This window comes from Pseudoduganella sp. jia 9 (assembly GCF_055502615.1).
Genome location: NZ_JBUPWE010000003.1, coordinates 50,587 through 72,299 on the forward strand (window position 1 = coordinate 50,587; position 21,713 = coordinate 72,299).

Below are 21,713 nucleotides of genomic sequence, written 5' to 3' on the forward strand. Positions count from 1 at the left end.
AAAGTATTTACATAAGGCAAGATGTTACAGGCGTTCGGCTACGAATGTGACGTTTGATTCTTTATGTTTAACGTTTTTTGCGCATACGCAACAACGGCCGGGCCATTCGTTGCCGCCTTGCTCATCTTCTTGACTGCTTTCCTGCGCGCGGCTGCCGATGCCGGAGAGCACGCGATAATGCACAGTCCTGTTACCTGCCCTGCCGCCGATGACACATTTTGCCCTCTTCCCTGTCCGCCACGCCATTTCCCTGTCCGCCGCCGCGCTGCTGGCGCTCGGCACCGCCCAGGCCGCCACCGCTACCGCGCCTGCGCGCGACCTCTCCGGCACCTGGCGCTTCGCCCTCGACCGCAACGACGAAGGCATCGCCGCGCGCTGGTACGGCAGCGCGATGCGGGACAGGTTCACCGACCGGATCGCGCTGCCGGGGATCCTGAACGCGCAGGGATTCGGCGACGAGATTTCCACACGCACGCCGTGGGTGCTGTCGCTGTACGACAAGGAATGGCACCAGCGCGAGGACTACAAGGCCTATACAAAGCCCGGCAACGTCAAGGTACCGTTCCTGTCGCAGCCGCCGCGCCACTACCTGGGCGCGGCCTGGTACCAGCGCGACATCGACGTGCCGGCCGCCTGGCGCGGCAAGCGCGTGGTGCTGCACCTGGAACGCCCCCGCTGGGGCTCGACCCTGTGGCTGGACGAGCGGGAGATCGGCAGCAACCGCAGCCTGGTGGCCGAGCATGCCTACGACCTGGGCCTGCTGGCGCCGGGGCGGCACCGCATCACGGTGCGGGTGGACAGCCGCATGCTGATGAACTACCGGCCCGATTCGCACAGCGTGTCCGATTCGCTGGGCATGAGCTGGAACGGCATCGTCGGCAAGGTGGAACTGCGCGCGACGTCGCCGGTATGGATCGACGATGCCCAGGTGTTCCCGGACGTGGCGGCGCGCACCGCGCGCGTGCGGCTCAAGATCGGCAACGCCGGCGGCAAGGCCGGCGGCGGCATCGTGCAGGCCAATGGCGAGCGCATTCCCGTCACGTGGACCGCAGCCGGCGGCAGCGCCGAATTCACGGTGCGCTACCCGCGCGACGCCGCGCTGTGGGACGAATGGAACCCCGTATTGCACACATTGAAACTGCAACTGGACGGCGCGCAGGCAAGCGACGCCCGCGACGTGACATTCGGCTTCGTGCAGATACGTGCCGAGGGCAAGCAGATGCTGGTGAACGGCCGGCCCACGTTCATGCGCGGCACGCACCACGGCGGCGATTTCCCGTTGACCGGCTACCCGCCGACCGACGTGGCCTACTGGAAGAAGATCTTCACGATCAACAAGCAGTGGGGCATCAACCACGTGCGCTTCCACTCGTTCAATCCGCCGGAAGCGGCATTCCAGGCGGCCGACGAGGTGGGCATCTACCTGCAGCCCGAACCGGGCATGTGGAATACCGTGTCGCCCGGCACGCCGATGGAAGCCATGCTGTACGAGGAAACGGAGCGCATGATCCGCGCCTACGGCAACCACCCGTCGTTCCTGCTGTTCAGCCCCAGCAACGAGCCGAAAGGCAAGTGGAAGGAAGCGTTCGACAAGTGGATCGCCCACTACCGGCTGGCGGACCCGCGCCGGCTGTACACCAACGGCACTGGCCACACCGAATCGGCGGTGCCGGACGTCGACAAGGGCACCGACTACCTGGCGATCCAGCGCATCGGCCCGAAACCGCTGCGCAACAAGACCGGCTGGTTCGGCCGCGATTATTCCGCTTCGCTGGAAGGCATCGGCGTGCCGGTGCTGTCGCATGAGAACGGCCAGTGGGTGGCCTACCCCGACTATTCGGTGATCGGCAAGTTCACCGGCTACCTGCGACCGGGCAATTACGAGATCTTCCGCGATTCGGCGCGGGCCCGCGGCGTGCTGGAAAAGAACCGCGAATTCGCGCTGGCTTCCGGCCGCTGGCAACTGGCCTGCTACAAGGAAGAGATCGAAGCGATCCTGCGCACGCCCGGCATGAGCGGCTACCAGCTGCTCGACCTGCATGACTACCTGGGCCAGGGAACCGCGCTGGTCGGCCTGCTCGACACCTTCTGGGAATCGAAAGGCTACGCCTCCGCCGAGGGATTCCGCCGCTTCAACGGCGAGACCGTGCCGCTGGCGCGGGTGACGCGCCTGGTGCTGACCAGCGCCGACACGCTGGACGTGCCGGTGGAGATCGCCCATTACGGCAAGGACGTGCTGCGCGGTGCGCGGCCGTGGTGGAAGGTCGTCGACACCGCCGGCAAGGAAGTGGCCGGCGGCAGCTTTGCCGCGGCGGACCTGCCCGTCGGCCGCAATGCCCAACTGGGCCGCATCGCCCTGCCGCTGGCGGGCCTGAAGGCGCCGGCGAAGTACCGGCTGGTGGTCGGCCTGGCCGATACGGGCATCGAGAACGACTGGAATTTCTGGGTGTATCCGAAAACCCTGGACACCGCGGCCCCGGCCGACGTGCTGGTGACACGCACCTGGCCGGAAGCCGAGGCGCGGCTGGCCGCCGGCGGCAAGGTACTGTACCTGCCGCGCAAGGCGGACCTCGACTGGACCTCGCCGCCGCTGGCGGACGTGCCGGTGTTCTGGAACCGCCTGATGAACCCGGGCTGGAGCCGCATGCTCGGGCTGTGGATCGACAAGGACCACCCTGCCCTGGCCGGCTTCCCCACCGACGATCACTACGACTGGCAGTGGGCCGAGGTGGCGGCGCAGGCGCGTGGCATGAACCTGGCCCGGCTGCCGCGCGGGCTGCAGCCGATCGTGCAGCCGATCGACGACTGGAACCGCAACTACAAGCTGGGACTGCTGTTCGAGGCACGCGTGGGCAGCGGCCGGCTGGTGGTGTCCACGGCGGACCTGGACAGCGATATCGACAACGGGCCCGACGCACGCGTGGTGGCGCGGCAGTTGCGCAAGTCCGTGCTCGACTACATGGCCAGCGCCGCCTTCGCCCCGAAGACCGCGATCGCGCCCGGCGACGTGCGCGGCTCCCTGTTCGATACGCGCGTAATGAAGAAGCTGGGCGCCACCGCCAGCGGCTGGCGCGATGCCGACAAGACCATCGACGGCGATCCGAACACCTACGCGCTGGAAGCCGGAAAGGGAGATGGCGCGCGCCCGCAACCGGCCCTGACGATCGCCTTCCCGGCCGCCGTGCCGTTCGACGGCCTGGTGCTGATGCCGCGCCAGAACCACCGCGACCACGAAGGCGATGTGCGCGAATGGCTGGTGCAGGTCAGCGATGACGGCCGCCAATGGCGCGATGTCACGCGCGCCACGCTGGGCTCCACGTTCGACCCGCAGGCGATCCGCTTCGACAAACTCAGCGCGCGCTGGCTGAAGCTGACCGCGCTGTCCGGCTTCGGCGCCGACCGCGCCAGCGCGCTGGCCGACGTGGCCGTGTCGTACACCGGCCCGGCGCTGCCGGACGAGGAAGGCGAGCTGCAGTACCAGCGTTCACGGTCGACGTCGTCCGATGTCGACGAAGCGGGGATGGATGACCGGCGGCCGGCGCGGCCGGGGGGCGGCAAGCGCTGATCCGCGGCTTGGGGGCTGGGGGCTGCGGGCTGCGGCCGGCAGCGGCCGGCGGCGGACACGATCATCGCGGGGCCGGCCGGCCCCACTGCTAAAATCACTTGCAGCCGTCATTTCGGCAACGCGAACTCCCCGTCGACCCGCAGCCTGGCCTGCGCGGCCTTCACATGCTTCGGCTGGCCGCCGCCGGCATACACCGTGTACTCGCCGGCGCGTACCGCGCGTGCTCCCTTTGCGTCGACCTGCGACTGCGCGCGCGCGTCGATGTCCATCGTCACGGTCTTGCTGCCGCCCGCTTTCACGTGGACGCGGCGGAAGCCGGCCAGCACCGGGTTCGAACGGTCGCCCGGCTTGGCCAGGTACAGCTGCACGACTTCGTCGCTGTCGCGCTTGCCGGTATTGCGTACCGTGACCGTGGCCGTCACCGCCTGCCCCGCCTTGATCCGCATGGCCGACAGTGCCGGCGCAGCGTAGCTGAAGCTGGTGTAGGACAGGCCATGGCCGAACGGGTGCAGCACCGGCCCGTTGAAGTAGCGGTAAGTGCGGTTCTGCATCGAGTAATCGGCGAACGGCGGCAGGTCCGCCTCCGAACGCACGATCGTGTATGGCAGGCGGCCGGCGGGGCTGACCGCGCCGGACAGCACGCGCGCGATCGCCGCGCCGCCGCCTTCGCCCGGATACCAGGCATGCACGATGGCGTCGGCATTCGCTTCCAGCCACGGGTCGGAGATCGGGCCGCCCGTCAGGAGCACCACGACCAGCGGCTTGCCGGTGGCTTTCACCGCTTCGAGCATGCGGCGCTGCGCGTCGGGCAGCGCCAGCGTCAGGCGGTCGCCGCCGCGGAAGCCCGGGAAGTCCACCTTCATCTCCTCGCCTTCCAGATCGGGCGACAGGCCGACCAGCGCGACGGCGACATCGCTGGCGCGGGCCGCGGCGACGGCATCGTCCACCAGCGCATCCTGCGGTGTCACCCATTCCAGCGCGCTGTGGCGATCGTTCTCGGTGCGCGCGTAATCGATGCGCACGCGGCGCGGTGCCGTGTCGTCGAAGGTGAAGTGGATCTTGTTCATCTGCTGCTGGCAGTTGCCGGCCACGCATTCGGCCGTGTTGCCGGCGCCGATACCGGCCTTCTCGGGCGAGACCACCAGTTCATCGTCGATCCATACCTTGATGTTCGGCAGCGGCCGGTCGCGCGGCACGATCATGCGGAAGCCCAGCTCGTACTTGCCCGGCTTTGGCGGTACCACCACGCCGGTCCAGCGGATCGAGAACCCCTTCGGCGCGAAGCCCTGCGGCGCGCTGTGCTCGAAGTTGAAATTGATGACCGGGTCGACACGCGTCAGCCTGGGCGTTCCGGAGAACGTGAGGTTGTCGAAGTACTCGCCCTTCAGGCCATGCTGGCTGCTGTCCGCCGCCACTTTCAGGTACGTTTCGGGGATCGGCATGCGCTTGCCGTCGATCAGCGGCGCGCCGGGCGCATAGCTGACGCGCGCGGTTCCGAAGGCCTTGCGCAGTGCGTCGACCGGCAGGCTCGGCTGGACGATGGTGCCGTTGTAGTTGCCTTCCAGGCTTTGCAGCAGCGCCGCGTTCGGCCCGATCACGGCGATGCGCGCGCCAGCGGCCAGCGGCAGTAACTTGCCTTCGTTCTTCAGCAGCACGATCGCTTCCTCGGCAGCCTGCTGCGCCAGCGCGCGATGCGCAGCCGAGTTGATGGCGCCGTACGGGACCTTGTCCCAGGCGCTGCCGTCGAGCAGGCCCATGCGGATGCGCGCGGCCAGCAGGCGCTCCAGCGAGGTGTCGATCTCCGCCTCCGTGATCAGGCCGCGCGCCACCGCGTCCGGCAGGCCCAGGTAGCTCTGGCCGCACACCAGGTCCGTGCCGGCCTTCACCGAGGTGGCCGCCGCATGGGCGATGTCGGGCGACGTCTTGTGGCCGGTGACGAGGTCGCGCACCGAATCGCAGTCCGACACGATGAAGCCCTTGAAGCCCCAGTCCTTGCGTACCAGGCCGTTCTGCAGCGGGTGCGCGCACATCGGGATGCCGTCCACCGCGTTGTAGGCGCACATCAGCGAGTACGCTTTCGCGTCGACGATGGCATTGCGGAACGCCGGCAGGTAGGTGTCTTCCAGGTCGAACGGCGAGACGTCGACGTTGAAGCTGTGCCGCTCCGGCTCGGGGCCGGAATGCACCACGAAGTGCTTCGGCGTGGCCACGCCCTTGTACAGTTTCGAGTCGGTGCCCTGGATGCCGCGGATGAATGCCATGCCCAGCTGGCCGGTCAGGTGCGGGTCCTCGCCGTAGGTTTCCTGGCCGCGGCCCCAGCGGGGGTCGCGGTAGATGTTGATGTTCGGCGTCCAGTAGTTGACGCCGAAGTAGCGCGCCGTGCCGCCGCCATCGCGCCGCAGCGCGGCATTGAAATTGGCCCGGCCTTCCAGCGCGATCGCATCGGCCAGGCGTTCCGTGAGCGCGGTATCCCAGGCCGCCGCCAGGCCGATCGCCTGCGGGAACACGGTGGCGTGCCCCGCCCGCGCCACGCCGTGCAGCACTTCGTTCCACCAGTCGTAGCGCTTCAGCCCGAAACGCTCGATGGCCGGCGCGCCGTTCTGCATCTGTTCGGCCTTTTCCTTCAGCGTCATGCGCGCAAGCAGGTCCCTGGCACGCGCCTCGGGCGACAGGGCGGTATCGCGGTACGCGGGCGCGCTGTCCGCCACTGCGATGGCGGGCACGAAGGCCAGGGCCAGCGCGAGAGGAATGGTGGCCAGCGCGGCCGGGCGGGTGAATGACGGAACGGGCGAGGAGCGGGATGCCGAGGGATGGCGGGTGTCGCGGGTGGCTGGGAAGTACATGGGTCTCCTGGACGGTCTGATGGTGAATTGCCGGATATCCCCGCATTCTGCCGACCGGCAAGACTCACCGCAATAGCGAAAACACCCAAACGCCGGGCGATTTTACGACCCTTGCCCGCCGGGCCGTGCTGCCGCAGACTATGTCGCCCGCGCCGCCAGGCATCCGTCAAGCGACCGGCACCTCGTCCAGGCTGAAATACACCGGCAGGCCCAGTTCGCGCGCCTGGCGCACGTCGCCATCGGCACCGCGCGAGGCGCCGGGAATCCGGTACACGGCGGCGCACTGGGCGATCACGCGGCGCGCCACGCCGTACAGGAAATCGGACGGCACATACTCCGCCACCCGGCCGTGCCCGGCATGCTGGGCCAGCGGCAGCGCAAGCCATTCGCCGATCAGCGGCACATGCCCCTTTGCATAGACCTGCCAGGCAGCCTCCTCGAGTACGTGGAGATTGCGCGCAATGCGCTGCAGGTCGCCTTCGGTGCCGCTGCGGTAGGGGCCGGCGATCAGGATGGTCATCGGTTTCATCATGGATTTTCCATATCGTTAAGGAAAGCACGATATTACATGATACTGCACGATATTGCACGATCCTGAGTGTAAAAAATCCGCCCGGTACCTCCATGCACGGGGCGGACGATGCGCGCCGGGCGGTGCTTCAGCCCACGCCGATCAGCGCATTTTCCTGCCGCGCCGTGCCGCGCACGCTGGCGAGTTTTTCCGCGCCGACCACGTTGACCGCGTAGCCGTTGCGGCCGGCGGCCTTGACGCCGTACAGCGCATGGTCGGCCGACTGCATGATCGCGTCGGCAGTCGTGTGAACGCCGGTGATGGCGATGCCGACGCTGGCCGTCACGTCCAGCGCCGTGTCGCCGGCCAGGAACGGGGCCCGCATCGCCGCCAGGATCTTGTCGCCCAGCTGGTGCGCCTCGCCGGGGCCGCGCACCTGTTCGAAGACAACCACGAATTCGTCGCCGGCCAGGCGCGCCACGGTATCGGTACAGCGCACGGCTCCCTGCAGGCGGCGCGCAAACTCGACCAGCACGGCGTCGCCCGTGGCGTGGCCATGGCTGTCGTTGATGCTCTTGAAACGGTCGATATCGAGGAAGGCCACGGCCACCGATTCGTTCGAGCGCCGCGCGCGCGCCAGTGCCGCCGGCAAGAACTGGTCGAACATGCGGCGGTTGTGGGTGCCGGTCAGCACGTCGGTCGTCGCCAGCCGGTGCAGGTCGTCGGCCGCCTGCTTGCGGCTGCGCGACAGCCGGTACAGCGCACGGGAAAGCACGCCGAATTCGTCGGCATGGTCGACGTCGAACGCGCTGATGTCGGTGGCGCCGGCATCGATCGATTCGACGATGCGCTGCAGTTCGTCCAGCGGTTCCAGCAGCACCTTGACGAGACCCCAGCCGAAGATGCCCGCCATCGCCGTGAACAGGCCGGCCGCGCCCAGCGCGTTGAACCACACCGACGCCATCGGCGCGAACGCATCGCGCAGCGGGTACGACACGGCCACCGTCCAGTCGACGTGGCGCAGGCGCTTCCACGCCACCAGCGCCGGTTCCTTGCCGTCGAGGATGTCGGCGCGCCAGCCTTCGTCGCCGACCAGCGCGGCGCTGATCGCCGGCATCTCGTCGGCCGACGGCCGCGTCAGGATCAGTTCCTTGCGCGGATGATGGATCACCGTGCCGTCGTTGGCGACGATGAACAGGTAGCCCTGCTCGCGGGTGCGCAGCGCTTCGACCTGGGCCGCGAAGGCCGGCCGCAGCAGATCGAGTCCGCCCACCAGCACGGCATAGATATTGCCGCGGGCGTCGCTCAGGGGCTGCGCCACCGACACCACCGGCCGGCCCGACAGCGCGCTGCGGAACGGCGCGGAGATCACGCTGTCGTGCGTGCGCAGCGCTTCCTGGAAATAGGGGCGCGCGCTGACATTGATGAACTTGTCGTTGCGGTTCTTCAGGCTGGCAACGCGATCGCCGCGCGCATCGAAGGCGGCAACGTTGAGGAATTCATCGCGCAGGCCCGGATGGGATTCCAGCAAGGCCTGCACGTCGCCGGCGTGCAGGCCCGGATGGGATTCCAGCAAGGCCTGCACGTCGCCGGCGCCCACGTTGCGTGACAGCGCCTCCTCGGCGATGCTGCGCAGCACCTGCTGCCTGGCGCGCACATCGTTGTCGAGGTAGGCGGCGGCGCCGGACAGTGCCGAGATTTCCTGGCGCGCGATCATGCGCTGGATCTGCGACTCCGCGATCAGCAGCGAAATGCCGCACACGCCGATGGCGGCGATGAGCACCATCGAGGCCACCAGGGCGGAGACCTTGAACTTGAAGCTGGTGAAGTGTGAGGTGGTCGAAAACACGACGACTCCCTGCGCGCGGTGACGCATCGATCGATGATCCGGCAGGGAGTTGGGCCAGGAGAGCAATCCGCGCGTGGCATGGGGGCGGACGTGCAAGGGCTTCATTATAACGGTGGCATCGCGCATGGCAGCCCGAAATGGCGGAAATGTTGCCCTGCTACAACGCTAGTGAATGCGAAGGCAGGTCCTTGCTGCACCACGCAGTGCACCGGAACATGCATGGTCGAAGCAACTCGGGCATCATCTGGACAACCACCGGGAGGAGACCCCATCCGCATGACGACGCGTTCCGGCCCGTTCTTCGCCAATGCCGGCAGAGCCGTGCTGTGCGCACTCGCCTACTGCCTGGCCGCCGCCGTGTGCATCGCTGTTTCCGTACCGACCGGGAATAACAGCCCGGTCTGGATTCCGACCGGGATCGCCCTCGCGGCGGTACTGCGCCATGGGCGGCCGATGCTGGCCGGGGTGGCGGCCGGCGCCTTTGCCGTCAACCTGACCCTGCTGGCGGATTCGCCCGGCATCGGGGTCATGGCGGTCGTCGCGGCGGCGGTCATCGCCGCCGGCAATACGCTGGCGGCGGCGGCCGGCGCCTGGCTGGTGCGCCGCGGCAACCGCGCCCTGCGGCGCGACAGCGGACTGGTCGTGTATGGCTACGTGCTGGTCGTGGCGCTCGCCGCGATGATCGGCGCGGCGCCGGGCGGGTGCGCGCTTGCCGTCGCCGGGCAGGTGCCGTGGAGCCGCGTGGGCCCGGTGATCACGCTGTGGTGGCTGGGCAATGTGATGGCCCTGCTGCTCGTGACGCCGCTGCTGTGGGCATGGACGTCGCGCCACGCCCTGCGCCCGCTGCGGCCGCCGCGTACGGCAGCCATGCTTGCTCTCCTGCTGGGACTGACGGCACTCGCCGCGTTCTGCCTGCTGCGGTCGGCGGCGGCATCGGTGCAGTCCTGGGCACCGCTTCTTCTGCTTGGTCCCGTCATCGCCGCCGCCTACCTGTTCGGCGCCCCGGGCGGCACCGCCGCCGGCGCGATCGTGGCGACCGGCACGGTCGCCGCCACGCTGGCGGGCGCCGGTCCGTTCGCCACCCGCGACCAGTTCCACTCCCTGCTCGGACTGGACCTCTACCTTGCCCTGATGGCAGTCGCGGCCATGCTCGTGACCAACACGGCCGCCGGACACCACCGGCCCTCGACTGGCCCGCGGCCGGGCCGCTGGCCGGTGGGAACGCTGGCGCTCTGTCTCGCCATCACGTCCCTGGCATGGCATGCGGTCGGCAGGCAGGCCGAACACCGCACCCGCGAGCGCTTCGACGCCCTGGTCGGCCTGGCGTGGCAGCAGATGGACTACCGGATGGCCAATTACCGCCGCATCCTGATGGCCGGCCGGGCGTTCTTCGACGGTTCCGACGATGTCAGCGCCGCCGAGTGGAACGCCTATGTGGGCAGCTTCGACGTGGCGCGGTCCTTCCCCGGCACGCTGGGGGTGGGTTTCGCCACGTGGCTGCGCTCGCCGGCGGAAGCCGAAGCATTCGTGCAGCGCATGCGCGTGCGGCAGCCGGACTACCGCCTCTGGCCGGAGCCTGTCGCCTGGCCCGTGGCCGCCGTGACGTATCTGGCACCGCCCGACGGGTCGAACCGGCGCCCCATCGGCTACAACATGACGGCCGAGGCCAACCGGCGCGCGGCGCTGGCGGCGGCGGTGGCCAGCGGCGGCATCGGCAGCACCGGCACCATTGGCCTGGTGCACGATATGGATCGGTCCGCCGAACCCGGCTTCCTGATGTTCATGCCGCTCTATCGCCGCGCTGCGCCGGTCGCCACCCCGGCCGCTCGCGAGGCGGCGCTGCGCGGCTTCGTCTACAGCCCGTTCCGCGTGCGCGACATGGTCGGCAGCCTGTCCGGCAGTCACGATGCGTTTGCGCTGCGGATCGTCGACCTGCACCCGGCGTCGAACGGCCGCGAGATCTACCGCGACGCCGCCGGAGACACGCGTGGGCCGCGCTATGTGAAGCCGCTGGCGGCGGTGCGCACGCTGGCGATCGACGAGGCCGGGCACCGCTGGCGGCTGGAATTTCGCGCCAGCGCCAGTTTCGAATCCGGCATCGACCGGCAAGGGCCGCTGCTGACGCTGGGCCTGGGTGCGCTGATCAGCTTCCTGTTGTTCAGCATCGTGCGCGGGCTGGCCTCGACGCGGGCGCGCGCGCTGCGGATCGCGCAGCAGATCACCCGCGAACTGCAGACGCAGCAGCGTGCGGCGCGCCAGAGCGAGGAACGCTTCCGCCTGTTTACGGCCAGCGTGCGCAGCCACGCCATCATCTTCCTCGACGCGGCCGGCCGCGTGGAAGCCTGGAACGATGGCGCCGCCAACCTGTTCGGCCACGCCGACGGCGAAGCGATCGGCCGCGCGCTCGACCTGTGGGCCGATCCGGAACGCGGCCGCGCGCTGCTCGACGAAGCGATGGCCGGCGACAGCGCGACCGCCGTCACGGAACTGGTGCGCAAGGATGGTGCGCGGTTCACCGGCGAGCTGCAGCTGACGGCGGTGCGGCGCGACGGCGTGCCGACCGGCTTTGCCTGCATCGTGCGCGACGTGACGGCGGCGCGCCAGGCGGAGGAACAGCTGCGGCAGGCGGTCGCGATCGCACAGGGTGCGAGCCGCGCCAAGAGTGCCTTCGTGGCCAACATGAGCCATGAACTGCGCACGCCGATGAACGGCGTGCTGGGCATCGCCGCGCTGCTGGAACGCGGCGCTCTCGACAAGGAACAGCGCGAGCTGGTGCGGATGATCCGCAGTTCCGGCGAGACGCTGCTGGCGGTGCTGAACGATATTCTCGATTTTTCCAAGATCGAGGCCGGCAAGGTCGAACTGCACCCGGAGCAGGTGGCGCTGGACGACGTAGCGCTGGCCTGCGCGCGGCTGATGGCCGTGAACGGCGGCGGCCGCCTGCGCGTGCTGGTGGACGTGGCCCCGGCGCTGCCCGCTACCATCGTGGCCGATGCACTGCGGCTGGAGCAGATCCTGACGAACCTGATCGGCAACGCGCTGAAATTCACCGAGCAGGGCGCCGTCGACTGCCGCTTCGTCGCGGCGAGGCTGGACGGCGCGCCGGCGCTGCGGGTGACCGTCGCCGATACCGGCATCGGCATCGCCCCGGAACAGCGCCAGCGGCTGTTCTCCGCGTTTGCCCAGGCCGACGGCTCGACCACCCGGCGCTTCGGCGGCACCGGCCTCGGCCTGACGATCGCCAGCAGCCTGGCCAGCCTGATGGACGGCACGCTGGACGTGGACAGCACGCCCGGCGTCGGCAGCACTTTTACGCTGACGGTCCCCCTGCGCGATGCCGGCGCGCCGGACCGCTACCGGCTGCCTCCCGCGCACATGCACCTGTCCGTGCTGCTGTGCGAGCCGGAGGCGCGGGTGGTCTCGGCACTGGCCAATGCCACCGCGCGCTGGGGCTGGCACCTGCACATCGTCCACGATGCGGCGCGCGTCGGGCTGCTGCTGGCGGTGCCAGGCGCGCTGCCCTGGGACCTGGCGATCGTCGGCCCCGGCATCGACGGCAGCCAGGCGATTGCCGCACTGGCCGCGCGGCGCGCGCAGTTGCCGTCCGGTTTCGCGCTGATCCGCATCGCGGCCGGCTTCGACGTGCCGCACGGTGATGCCGCGGCGCCCTTCCCCGCCGCCGTCGTGCATGCGCCGGCCACCCGCGCCGCGCTGCATGCCGCGCTGCTGGAAGTCCGCACCCCGGCCGAGCCGCTGCCGTCCCCGGCCCGGGACGACGACGGCGACAAGGACAACGACGACGACGACGACGACAACGATCGCGCGCCACTGGCGGGCTTGCGCGTGCTGCTGGCCGAGGACAACCTGATCAACCAGACCGTGGCCGTGGCCCTGCTCGACCATGCCGGCGCCGCCGTCACCGTGGCCGGCGACGGCGGCGAGGCGCTCGCCCTGCTGGAACGCGACCCGGCCGGCTTTGACGCGGTGCTGATGGACGTGCAGATGCCCGTGCTGGACGGACTGGCCGCGACGCGGGCGATCCGCGGCACGCTGCGCCTCGCGCTGCCGGTGGTGGCGATGACGGCCGGTGTCACGCAGGAAGAGCGCGATGCGTGCAGCATGGCGGGCATGGACGGCTTCATCGCCAAGCCGATCGACGAGGAGGAACTGGTGGAAGTACTGCGCGGCTACCGCCGCGCGTGACTTCAGGCGCGGCGGTAGCCGCGTGTGACCTCAATGCACCGGCAGCACGAAATCCGGGTACCGCTCGCGCAACGCATCGAGTTCGGACAGCGTGCCGGACAGGTGTTCGCGCACCCATGACTGCGCCCGCGCCGGGTCGCCGTCGCCGATCGCGCGGGCGATCTCGGCGTGCTGTTCGAGGATCGACTGGGCCTTGCCGTTCAGCGGCAGGTGCAGCCGGCGCAGGCGGTCCAGGTTGCCGCTGCCGTCGCGCAGCCGGTGCCACAGGCCGGTCAGCAGCGCGGCGTCGTACATGGTGCGGTGGAATTCCATGTCCGCGGCCGTGAAGCTGGCCAGGTCGTCGCACTCCAGGCACGCGCGCTGCCGGTCGACCAGCCCGGCCAGCCGCGCCGCCAGTTGCGGGTCGCGCCGCAGGGCCAGGCCGTGCACCAGCTCGAGCTCCACCGACAGCCGCAGGAAATGCGCTTCGCGGGCCGACGACAGGTCGACCGCGCGCACCCGCGTGGCATGCTGCGGGAAGACTTCGACCAGCTTTTCGTCGTCCAGCCGCGCCAGCGCATCGCGCACCGGCGTCACCGACACGTCGAAGTAACCTGCCAGGTCGGTGCGCGACAGCACGGCGCCGGGCGGCAGGGCCAGCGTGACGATCAGTTCGCGCAGGTGCTCATAGACCTGCAAGGCCGCGCTGCGGGACCGGTCGAGCCGGAAGGTGCCAGGTAAAGTATGTTCGCTCATGTTGTCATCGTTATGTGCCCCGCCGCGATTGTACCGGGCGCGGGCTGGGTCATGGACGTTCCTGGCCGCAAATCAACTTCATGAGCGATTGCCGGCCGCCGCGGCCGATCGCTGGACAGCGCGCCCCGGCCCCGGATAATCGCCGGGATCACGTCCAGGAAGTTTCCCGCATGCCCCTGCCACCCGAGCCATCCCCACCGCACATGCCCGGCCCGTCGCTCCGCGGCGCCCTGCCGTTCGCTCCACGGTTGATCGCCGCCCTGCTGCTGGGCGCCGCTTGCGGTGCCGCCGGCGCCGTGGTGCGCCTGCCGGCCATTCTCTCGGATCGCATGGTGCTGCAACGGTCGGCCGCCACGCCGGTGTGGGGCTGGGCCGACGCCGGCGAAACGGTGTCGGTGCGCTTCGGTGAAGCGGCCGCGGCCACGCGCGCCGGCGCCGACGGCCGCTGGCGCGTCGAGCTCGACCTGGGCGCAGCACCGCGCGCCGGCGAGCTGCGGGTGCGCGGCGCGGCCAGCGACATCGTGGTGCGCGACGTGCTGCTCGGCGACGTGTGGCTCGCCTCCGGCCAGTCGAACATGCAGAAGCCGCTCGGCGAACGCAAGGGCGAGCGGCCCACCTTCGACTACCGCGCCGAGATCGAAGCGGCCGATGCGCCGGATGTCCGCCTGTTCAAGGTGGCACGCAGGCGCGCACCAGTACCGATGGACGACGTGGCCGGCGAATGGGTGCGCTGCAGCCCGGAATCGGTGGAGCGCACCGCGTTCTCCGCCGCCGCCTATTTCTTCGGCCGCCGCCTGCACCGCGAGCTCGGCGTGCCGGTCGGCCTGATCGATTCCAGCTACGGCGGCACACGCATCGAACTGTGGACGCCGGCCGATGCACCGGCCGCCGCACCGGCCAATCTACCGGCCAATCTACCGCCCAATTTACCGCCCAATTTACCGGCCAATTTACCGGCCAATGTACCGGCCAATGTACCGGCCAAAACGGCGCCGGCCGGCGCGCAAGCCGGGCCGGACCATCCGGTGCTGTACAACGGCATGATCGCCGGCCTGGCGCCGTTCGGCCTGAAGGGCATGCTGTGGTACCAGGGCGAATCGAACCTGATCGACGACGGCGACGGCGCCGCCTATACCGCCAAGATGGCCACGCTGATCGAGCGCTGGCGCGGCGCGTTCGGCGGCGGCAATGCGCGAGCCTCCCAGCCGCGCCTTCTGCCCTTCTACTTCGTGCAGATCGCGCCGCACCTGTACCACGTGGTGCGGCAGGCAAAGGTGGCCGACCCGGAAGCGGCGGCGCGTCTGCGCCAGGCGCAGGCGGCGGCGCTGGCCATCCCCGGCACCGGCATGGTCGTGACGACCGACCTGGCCGACGACCTGGCCGACATCCACCCGCGCGACAAGCGCACCGTCGGCCTGCGCCTGGCCAACCTGGCGCTGGCCGATACCTATGGCCGCGCCGATATCGAAGCGCATGGCCCGCGCCTGCGCGCCATGCAGGTGGAGAATGGACGCGCGCTGCTGTCGTTCGACCATGCCGAAGGGTTGTTCGCCAGCGACCGCAAGCCGCTGTCGTGGTTCCAGGTCGCCGGCGCCGATGGCCGCTGGCATGCCGCGAAGGCCGACATCGAGGGCAGCCGCGTGGCGGTCGGCAGCGCGCGGGTGCCCCGGCCGGTCGCTGTGCGCTTCGCCTGGGACGAAGCGGCGCAACCGAACCTGGTAAACGGTGCGGGATTGCCGGCCATTCCCTTCCATACCGGCGAACCGCTGCCGGCCACCGCGCCGGCAATGTGGCGCAGGGCCGAATAATGTTGGGCAAGGCCGAGTAATGTTGCGCAGGTCAGAGGCAGGGCCCAACGAGGTCATATATTAGTATTTAAGCACGGATTTCCCACTGAAACGATGGAAAACGCGATGAACAGATTGCAATTCGAGCGCCGGCTGGGCGCCGCACTGCTGGCCTGCGCCGTCCTGGCCGGGCACGCGCTGCCGGCCCATGCCGCGCGCAATGTCTACAACTTCAATCCCGGCTGGCGGCTGGCCGTGGCCGATGCGCCCGGTGCGGCCAGGCCGGCGTTCGACGACGCCGCGTGGAAACCCGTGACCCTGCCGCGCGCCTGGAACGAGGATGACGCATTCGGCAAGGACATCGTCGACCATTCGACCGGCATCGCCTGGTACCGCAAGCACTTCACGCTGCCGGCCGCGGCGAAGGGCCGCAAGGTCTTCCTCGAATTCGAAGGGGCGCGGCAGGCCGCCGAGGTCTACGTCAACGGCAAGCGCGTCGGCCTGCACGAAAACGGCATCACGGCTTTCGGCTTCGACATCACCGGCGTGCTGGTGCCGGGCCGGAACGTGGTCGCCGTGCGCACCGACAACAGCTGGGACTACCGGGAGGCGGCCACCGGCCAGCGCTACCAGTGGGCCGACCGCAACTTCAACGCCAACTACGGCGGCCTGCCGAAGAACGTTAGACTGCACGTGACGGACCGCCTGTACCAGACCCTGCCCCTGTACTCGTCGCTGGGCACGACCGGCGTCTACGTGTACGCGCGCGACTTCGACATTCCCGGCCGCCGCGCCACCGTATGGGCCGAATCGGAGGTGAAGAACGACGACGACCGGCCGCGCACTTTCACGTACGAAGTGCGGCTGCGCGACCGCGACGGCAAGGAAGTGGCGCGCTTCGCGGCGCCCCCGCAGACCGTCGCACCGGGCGCCACGGCGGTCGCCAGCGCGCATGCGCCGGTGACCGGCCTGCATTTCTGGAGCTGGGGCTACGGCTACCTGTACGACGTGGCGACGACGCTGAAGGTGGACGGCGAGGCGGTCGACACGGTTGTCACGCGCACGGGTTTCCGCAAGACCGAGTTCAGGGACGGCATGGTGAAGCTGAACGACCGCGTGATCCAGATGAAGGGCTATGCGCAGCGCACGTCGAACGAATGGCCGGCCGTCGGCATGTCGGTGCCGGCCTGGCTCAGCGACTACGGCAACGGGCTGGCGCTGGCCAGCAATGCCAACCTGATCCGCTGGATGCACATCACGCCGTGGCGCCAGGATACCGAGTCGCTCGACCGCCTGGGCCTGATGCACGCGATGCCGGCGGGCGATGCCGAGAAGGACGTGACGGGTCGCCGCTGGGAGCAGCGCATCGAGGTCATGCGGGATGCGATCGTCTATAACCGCAACAGCCCCAGTATCGTCTTCTACGAAAGCGGCAACCGCGGCGTCAGCGCCGAACACATGCGCGAAATGAAGGCGCTGCGCGACAAATTCGATCCCCACGGCGGCCGTGCCTCGGGCAGCCGCGAAATGCTGTCGACGGAACTGCAGGGCATCGCCGAGTATGGCGGCGAGATGCTCTACATCAACAAGAGCGCGCGCATCCCGATGTGGGCGATGGAATACTCGCGCGACGAAGGCGCCCGCAAGTTCTGGGACGAGTTCACGCCGCCGTTCCACAAGGATGGCGACGGCCCGCCGCACAAGGGCCAGCCCGCGCCCACCTACAACCGCAACATGGATTCGCACGCGATCGAGAACGTCAAGCGCTGGCATGACTACTGGCGCGAGCGGCCGGGCACCGGCACCCGCGTGTCGTCCGGCGGCGTGAATATCGTGTTTTCCGATTCGAACACGCACCACCGGGGCGCCGAGAACTACCGGCGCAGCGGCGAAGTCGACGCGATGCGCATTCCCAAGGATGGCTTCTACGCCCACCAGGTCATGTGGGACGGCTGGGTCGACGTCGAGAACCCGCGCGCCCACATCGTCGGGCACTGGAACTACGCCCCCGGCACCGTGAAACCGGTGACGGTGATCTCGAGCGCCGACCAGGTCGCGCTGTACCTGAACGGCAGGCGGCTGCCCGATCCCGTGCAGAGCGAGCGCTTCCTGTTTACGTTCGCCGGGGTGGCATGGCAGCCGGGCGAGCTGAAGGCGGTCGGCCTCGACGCCGCCGGCAAGACGATCTGCGAAACGGTGCTGGCCACGGCCGGTGCGCCCGCCGCGCTGAAGCTGACCGCGCTGACGGCGCCCGGCGGCCTGCGCGCCGACGGCGCCGACCTGGCGCTGGTCCAGGTCGAGGTGGTGGATGCGCAGGGCCGCCGCAACCCGGTGGCGCTGGACACGGTGCGCTTCGACCTGCGCGGCCCGGCGGAGTGGCGCGGCGGCATCGCCCAGGGGCCGGGCAACCACGTGCTGGCGCGCGAACTGCCGGTAGAGGGCGGCGTCAACCGCGTGCTGGTGCGCAGCACCACCGAGGCCGGCCGCGTGGTGCTGCGCGCCAGTGCCACCGGGCTGGCCGAGGCCACGCTGGCACTGGACACGCAGCCGTTCGAGGTCGACGGCGGCCTCGCCACGCGTTTCCCGGCCGACGGGCTGCCGCTGCACCTGGAGCGAGGGCCGACGCCGGCCACGCCGTCGTTCAAGGTTTCAAGGGTGGCGGTGCCGGTCGCCGCGGCCGACGCGGCCAGCAACGCAGGCGATGCCGCGTTCACCCACGACGACGACGAAACGACCAGATGGTCCAGTACGCCGGGCCACGGCGCCATCACCTACCGCCTGGCGCAGCCGGCCACGCTGAGCGAGATCTCGCTGAAACTCTCCGGCTGGCGCGAACGCAGCTATCCCTTGCGCGTGTTCGTCGACGATGCTCTGGTCTATGAAGGCATGACGCCGAAGAGCCTGGGCTACGTGACCTTGCCGCTGCAGCCGCGCCAGGGCAGCACGGTGCGCGTCGAACTGAACGGCGTGGCCGACGAATCGAACGCCATCCGGCTGACCGAAGTGGCGAACCAGGCCATCACCGATACCGGCGCGAACCAGACGCCGAAGGGCGTGCTGTCGATCGTCGAGATCGAGTTCTACCGGGCGCCCTGAGCCGGCACGGCGCCGGGCGCCCGTCGGCGGGAGCTGGCCCATCAGCGGGAGCCTGCCGATAAGCTGGAGCTTATCGGTCGCCCCAGCCGTTCCGATTGGTATTCCCGCCACCGCATCCCTACCATGGTGACAACGAAAGGAGTCGCCATGACCACCCGCTCATCCGCTTCACCGGTTTCCCCCACCCCACCCGCCGTGCAGGACGGCGAGCGAACGCTGCCGGCGCCGGTGGCGATCTTTGCCGGCCTGGCCGCCAGCCTGGTAGCGATCGGCCTTGCCCGCTTTGCCTATACCCCGCTGATCCCGCCGCTGATCGAGGCCCGCTGGTTCGGCGCCAGCGACGTCGTCTACCTGGGCGCCGCCAATTTCGCTGGTTACTTCGCCGGCGCGCTGTCGGGCCGCCGCCTCGGCACCCGCTTTTCCAACCGCGCGATGCTGCGGTGGATGATGGCGCTCGCCGCGCTGTCGTTCGCCGCCTGCGCGTTTCCCGTCTCGCTGGCCTGGTATTTCGCCTGGCGGCTGGTATCCGGCTTTGCCGGCGCCGTGGTCATGGTGCTGGTGGCGCAGACCATCCTGCCGACAGTGGCGCCGGCCCGCCGCGGCCTCGCCAGCGGTGCCATCTTCATGGGCATCGGTGCCGGCATCGTCGCCTCCGGCACGCTGGTGCCGCTGCTGCTCGATCTTGGCCTGGCCGCCACCTGGCTCGGCCTGGCGGCGCTGTCGGCACTGCTGACGGTGCTGACGTGGCGCGCCTGGCCGGCGCATGCGCACGTGGCGCCCGCCGAAAACGACAGGCAGCCCATGCCGGCCTCCGTGCGGCTGCTGTATGCCGCCTATGCGGCCGTGGCCGTCGGCCTGCTGGGCGCTGCGGTATTCCTGGTCGATTACGTGGCGCGCGGCCTGGGCCGCGGCACGGCGGCGGGTGCGGCATACTGGATCGTGTACGGGGTGGGCGCGCTGTCCGGCCCCGTGCTGTACGGGCTGCTGGCGGACCGGATCGGCTTCGCACGGGCATTGCGGACCGGGCTCGTGCTGTCCGGCGCGGCGGCGCTGTCGCTGGCGTTCGCGGTCCATCCGGCTGCGCTGGCGGTGGCCAGCGTCCTGCTGGGCGCCTTCACGCCCGGCGTGGTGACGCTGATGATCGGCCGCCTGCACGAACTGCTGCCGGGCGACAGCCACGCCCAGCACGCCGCGTGGGGCCACTCGACGACGATGTTCGCGCTGTTCCAGGCGCTGGCCGGCTACGCGTTCTCGTTCCTGTTCGCGCACAGCGGCGGCCGGCATCACGTGGTGTTCGTTGCCTCCGCGCTGGCGTTCGGCGCCGCGTTGCTGCTGGAAATGGCCAGCGCGCGGCGGCGCTGAATCGACCACCCTCGACGTTTTCCGGCACGCTACTTTTCCGCCATCACCTCGCACCGGCGCGCTTCCTCCACAGTGATGGCGAGGAAATCCAGCACGGCCGGCTGCGCTTCGGCGCTGCGCCAGAAAGCGTGCATGGCCAGCGGCGCCAGCCCCGGCACCGCCAGCGCGACCATGCCGGGCAGCGGCTCGGGCAAGGCGAACGACGTCGCCAGCATGCAGCCCAGCCCTTCGCGCGCCAGCTGTACGCCGGTCTGCACCTGGCTGGTTTCATACACGATGTCGGGCGCGGCGCCGGCCGCGCGGCAGGTGGCCAGCACACGGTCGTAGACGGAAGGGTTGACGGCACGCGCGAACATCACCACGCGCTCCCGGGCCAATCGCTCCAGGCCGACCTGCCCGCCCGGCGCCCGCGCCAGCGGGTGATCGTCCCGCACCAGCAGCTTCCAGCCGGCCGCCAGCAGCGGCTCGGCCCGCACGGCGCCATCGGCCGGCAGCCACAGCGCCGGATCGTCGAGGATGACGGCGATGCCCAGGTCGATGCGGCCGCGCTGCAGGGCCTCGACCTGGGCCGCGGCATCCATTTCATGGCGCGTCACCTTGATGTCGGCATACAGCGCACGCAAGCGTTTCAGGGCGGCGGCCAGCATCGGCACGCTCGCATACTCGACCAGGCCGATCGACAGGCGCGTGTCCTGCAGGCCGCCCGCCGCGCGGGCACTGCGGGTGGTGTCCTCGATCAGCCGGAACACGCCCTGCACGCCGTCGCGGAAGATCTCCCCGGCCGGCGTCAGCGCAACCGCGCGCTGGCCGCGCACGAACAGCCGCACGCCCACCGATTCCTCGAGTTTGGCAATCTGCTGGCTGAGCGCCGGTTGCGTGATGAAGCACAGCTCGGCCGCACGGCCGAAATGCAGTTCCTGCGCCAGGGTCAGGAAATAATGGTACTGCCGCAGCTCACCGGTTCTCATGGGCCGATTGTAGACGCGCACCGGCGCGCGGGGCAATGCACCCGCGGTGCGGCCCTCCATCGGAGAGAACGGCCGCCTGCCCCGCCGGGCGGCGCCGGACAGTGCTACTCAGCCCTGCGGCGCCGGGCAGCGCCGCTCAGCCCTGCGGCGCCGGGCAGCGCCGCTCAGCCCTCCTGCGCCGAACTGCGCCGCCACCCCGCCATGCGATGCAGCAGCGTTCGCACGCCGGCGCGCGGCGGCTCAGCGACCAAGCTGCTGCTCGCCGGACTCCTGCGCCGATTTCGGCCGGAATTCCTGGGGGCTCATGCGCATGCGGCCGCGCCGGTCGCCCATCAGGTCGCGCAGTTCGCGGATCGGAATGCCACTGGCTTCGTGCATGCGCAGCAGGATCGTCGCCCCGACCGGCAGCCGGCCATGGCGAATCTTGCTGAGCACCGGCGGCGCCACTTCCAGCGCGCGCGACAGCGCCGCATCGTTTTTCGCGCCGAGCCGCTCGGCCAGCGTGTCGAGCAGGCGCCCGGGATTGTATTGACCGATGTCCTGATCGGCTCCACTATTGTTGAGCAGGGGTTCCATCATTTTCTCCTTGTCAATCGCTACTTGTTGGATATGCAGGCGAAGCAACGCAAATCAACAGGGCGATGTCGAAAAATCAGGGGTTTTGTAGTAACGATATAAAAGGTTTAAACGTTATAAAAACATAACAGGCAGCAGGGCAAGGTCTCCGCTCCTAACATTTATTAATTTTCGGTTATTGTTCAGCCGCTATCGTTTTGCGATAAAATGCCGACCGC

General features: G+C 69.4%; 11 protein-coding genes. 5 read left to right on the plus strand and 6 right to left on the minus strand.

Annotated features, from left to right (window positions below):
• Nucleotides 1-208 precede the first annotated feature (208 nt).
• Entirely contained in the window at nt 209-3,565 is a 3,357-nt protein-coding gene (locus ACY34H_RS03560; RefSeq protein ID WP_464976114.1) for a sugar-binding domain-containing protein, read from the plus strand.
• 107 nt (nt 3,566-3,672) lie between these two features.
• Here ACY34H_RS03560 and ACY34H_RS03565 read toward each other — a convergent pair whose 3' ends face one another.
• From ACY34H_RS03565 to ACY34H_RS03575, 3 genes are all read right to left on the minus strand, one after another.
• Nucleotides 3,673-6,408, minus strand: a complete 2,736-nt coding sequence (locus ACY34H_RS03565) for a glycoside hydrolase family 3 C-terminal domain-containing protein (RefSeq protein ID WP_464976115.1) — start codon at nt 6,406-6,408, stop codon at nt 3,673-3,675.
• A gap of 166 nt (nt 6,409-6,574) precedes the next feature.
• Entirely contained in the window at nt 6,575-6,937 is a 363-nt protein-coding gene (locus tag ACY34H_RS03570) for a DUF4406 domain-containing protein (protein ID WP_464976370.1), read from the minus strand.
• Between the two features lie 130 nt (nt 6,938-7,067).
• Nucleotides 7,068-8,768: a sensor domain-containing diguanylate cyclase gene (locus ACY34H_RS03575; protein ID WP_464976116.1), complete on the minus strand. Its 1,701-nt coding sequence runs from the start codon at nt 8,766-8,768 to the stop codon at nt 7,068-7,070.
• Nucleotides 8,769-9,044: 276 nt separating this feature from the next.
• On the opposite strand from ACY34H_RS03575, the gene ACY34H_RS03580 reads away from it, so the two are divergent.
• On the plus strand, nt 9,045-12,971 hold the full coding sequence (locus ACY34H_RS03580; RefSeq protein ID WP_464976117.1) for a CHASE domain-containing protein: 3,927 nt from the start codon (nt 9,045-9,047) through the stop codon (nt 12,969-12,971).
• Between the two features lie 30 nt (nt 12,972-13,001).
• Here ACY34H_RS03580 and ACY34H_RS03585 read toward each other — a convergent pair whose 3' ends face one another.
• Entirely contained in the window at nt 13,002-13,706 is a 705-nt protein-coding gene (locus ACY34H_RS03585; protein ID WP_464976118.1) for a GntR family transcriptional regulator, read from the minus strand.
• Between the two features lie 170 nt (nt 13,707-13,876).
• On the opposite strand from ACY34H_RS03585, the gene ACY34H_RS03590 reads away from it, so the two are divergent.
• From ACY34H_RS03590 to ACY34H_RS03600, 3 genes are all read left to right on the plus strand, one after another.
• On the plus strand, nt 13,877-15,514 hold the full coding sequence (locus ACY34H_RS03590) for a sialate O-acetylesterase (RefSeq protein WP_464976119.1): 1,638 nt from the start codon (nt 13,877-13,879) through the stop codon (nt 15,512-15,514).
• A gap of 105 nt (nt 15,515-15,619) precedes the next feature.
• Nucleotides 15,620-18,589: a glycoside hydrolase family 2 protein gene (locus tag ACY34H_RS03595; RefSeq protein WP_464976120.1), complete on the plus strand. Its 2,970-nt coding sequence runs from the start codon at nt 15,620-15,622 to the stop codon at nt 18,587-18,589.
• A 147-nt stretch (nt 18,590-18,736) separates the two neighbouring features.
• On the plus strand, nt 18,737-19,951 hold the full coding sequence (locus tag ACY34H_RS03600) for a YbfB/YjiJ family MFS transporter (RefSeq protein WP_464976121.1): 1,215 nt from the start codon (nt 18,737-18,739) through the stop codon (nt 19,949-19,951).
• A 29-nt stretch (nt 19,952-19,980) separates the two neighbouring features.
• Here ACY34H_RS03600 and ACY34H_RS03605 read toward each other — a convergent pair whose 3' ends face one another.
• Entirely contained in the window at nt 19,981-20,919 is a 939-nt protein-coding gene (locus ACY34H_RS03605; protein ID WP_464976122.1) for a LysR family transcriptional regulator, read from the minus strand.
• A gap of 240 nt (nt 20,920-21,159) precedes the next feature.
• Nucleotides 21,160-21,495: a hypothetical protein gene (locus ACY34H_RS03610; protein WP_464976123.1), complete on the minus strand. Its 336-nt coding sequence runs from the start codon at nt 21,493-21,495 to the stop codon at nt 21,160-21,162.
• Nucleotides 21,496-21,713: the final 218 nt, after the last annotated feature.

Excerpts from the sequence above, each read along its gene's own strand:
- ACY34H_RS03560 (WP_464976114.1), top strand. The coding sequence starts at position 209 with ATGACACATTTTGCCCTCTTCCCTGTCCGCCACGCCATTTCCCTGTCC.
- ACY34H_RS03565 (WP_464976115.1), bottom strand. The coding sequence starts at position 6,408 with ATGTACTTCCCAGCCACCCGCGACACCCGCCATCCCTCGGCATCCCGC.
- ACY34H_RS03570 (WP_464976370.1), bottom strand. The coding sequence starts at position 6,937 with ATGAAACCGATGACCATCCTGATCGCCGGCCCCTACCGCAGCGGCACC.
- ACY34H_RS03580 (WP_464976117.1), top strand. The coding sequence starts at position 9,045 with ATGACGACGCGTTCCGGCCCGTTCTTCGCCAATGCCGGCAGAGCCGTG.
- ACY34H_RS03585 (WP_464976118.1), bottom strand. The coding sequence starts at position 13,706 with ATGAGCGAACATACTTTACCTGGCACCTTCCGGCTCGACCGGTCCCGC.
- ACY34H_RS03590 (WP_464976119.1), top strand. The coding sequence starts at position 13,877 with ATGCCCCTGCCACCCGAGCCATCCCCACCGCACATGCCCGGCCCGTCG.
- ACY34H_RS03595 (WP_464976120.1), top strand. The coding sequence starts at position 15,620 with ATGAACAGATTGCAATTCGAGCGCCGGCTGGGCGCCGCACTGCTGGCC.
- ACY34H_RS03600 (WP_464976121.1), top strand. The coding sequence starts at position 18,737 with ATGACCACCCGCTCATCCGCTTCACCGGTTTCCCCCACCCCACCCGCC.
- ACY34H_RS03605 (WP_464976122.1), bottom strand. The coding sequence starts at position 20,919 with ATGAGAACCGGTGAGCTGCGGCAGTACCATTATTTCCTGACCCTGGCG.
- ACY34H_RS03610 (WP_464976123.1), bottom strand. The coding sequence starts at position 21,495 with ATGGAACCCCTGCTCAACAATAGTGGAGCCGATCAGGACATCGGTCAA.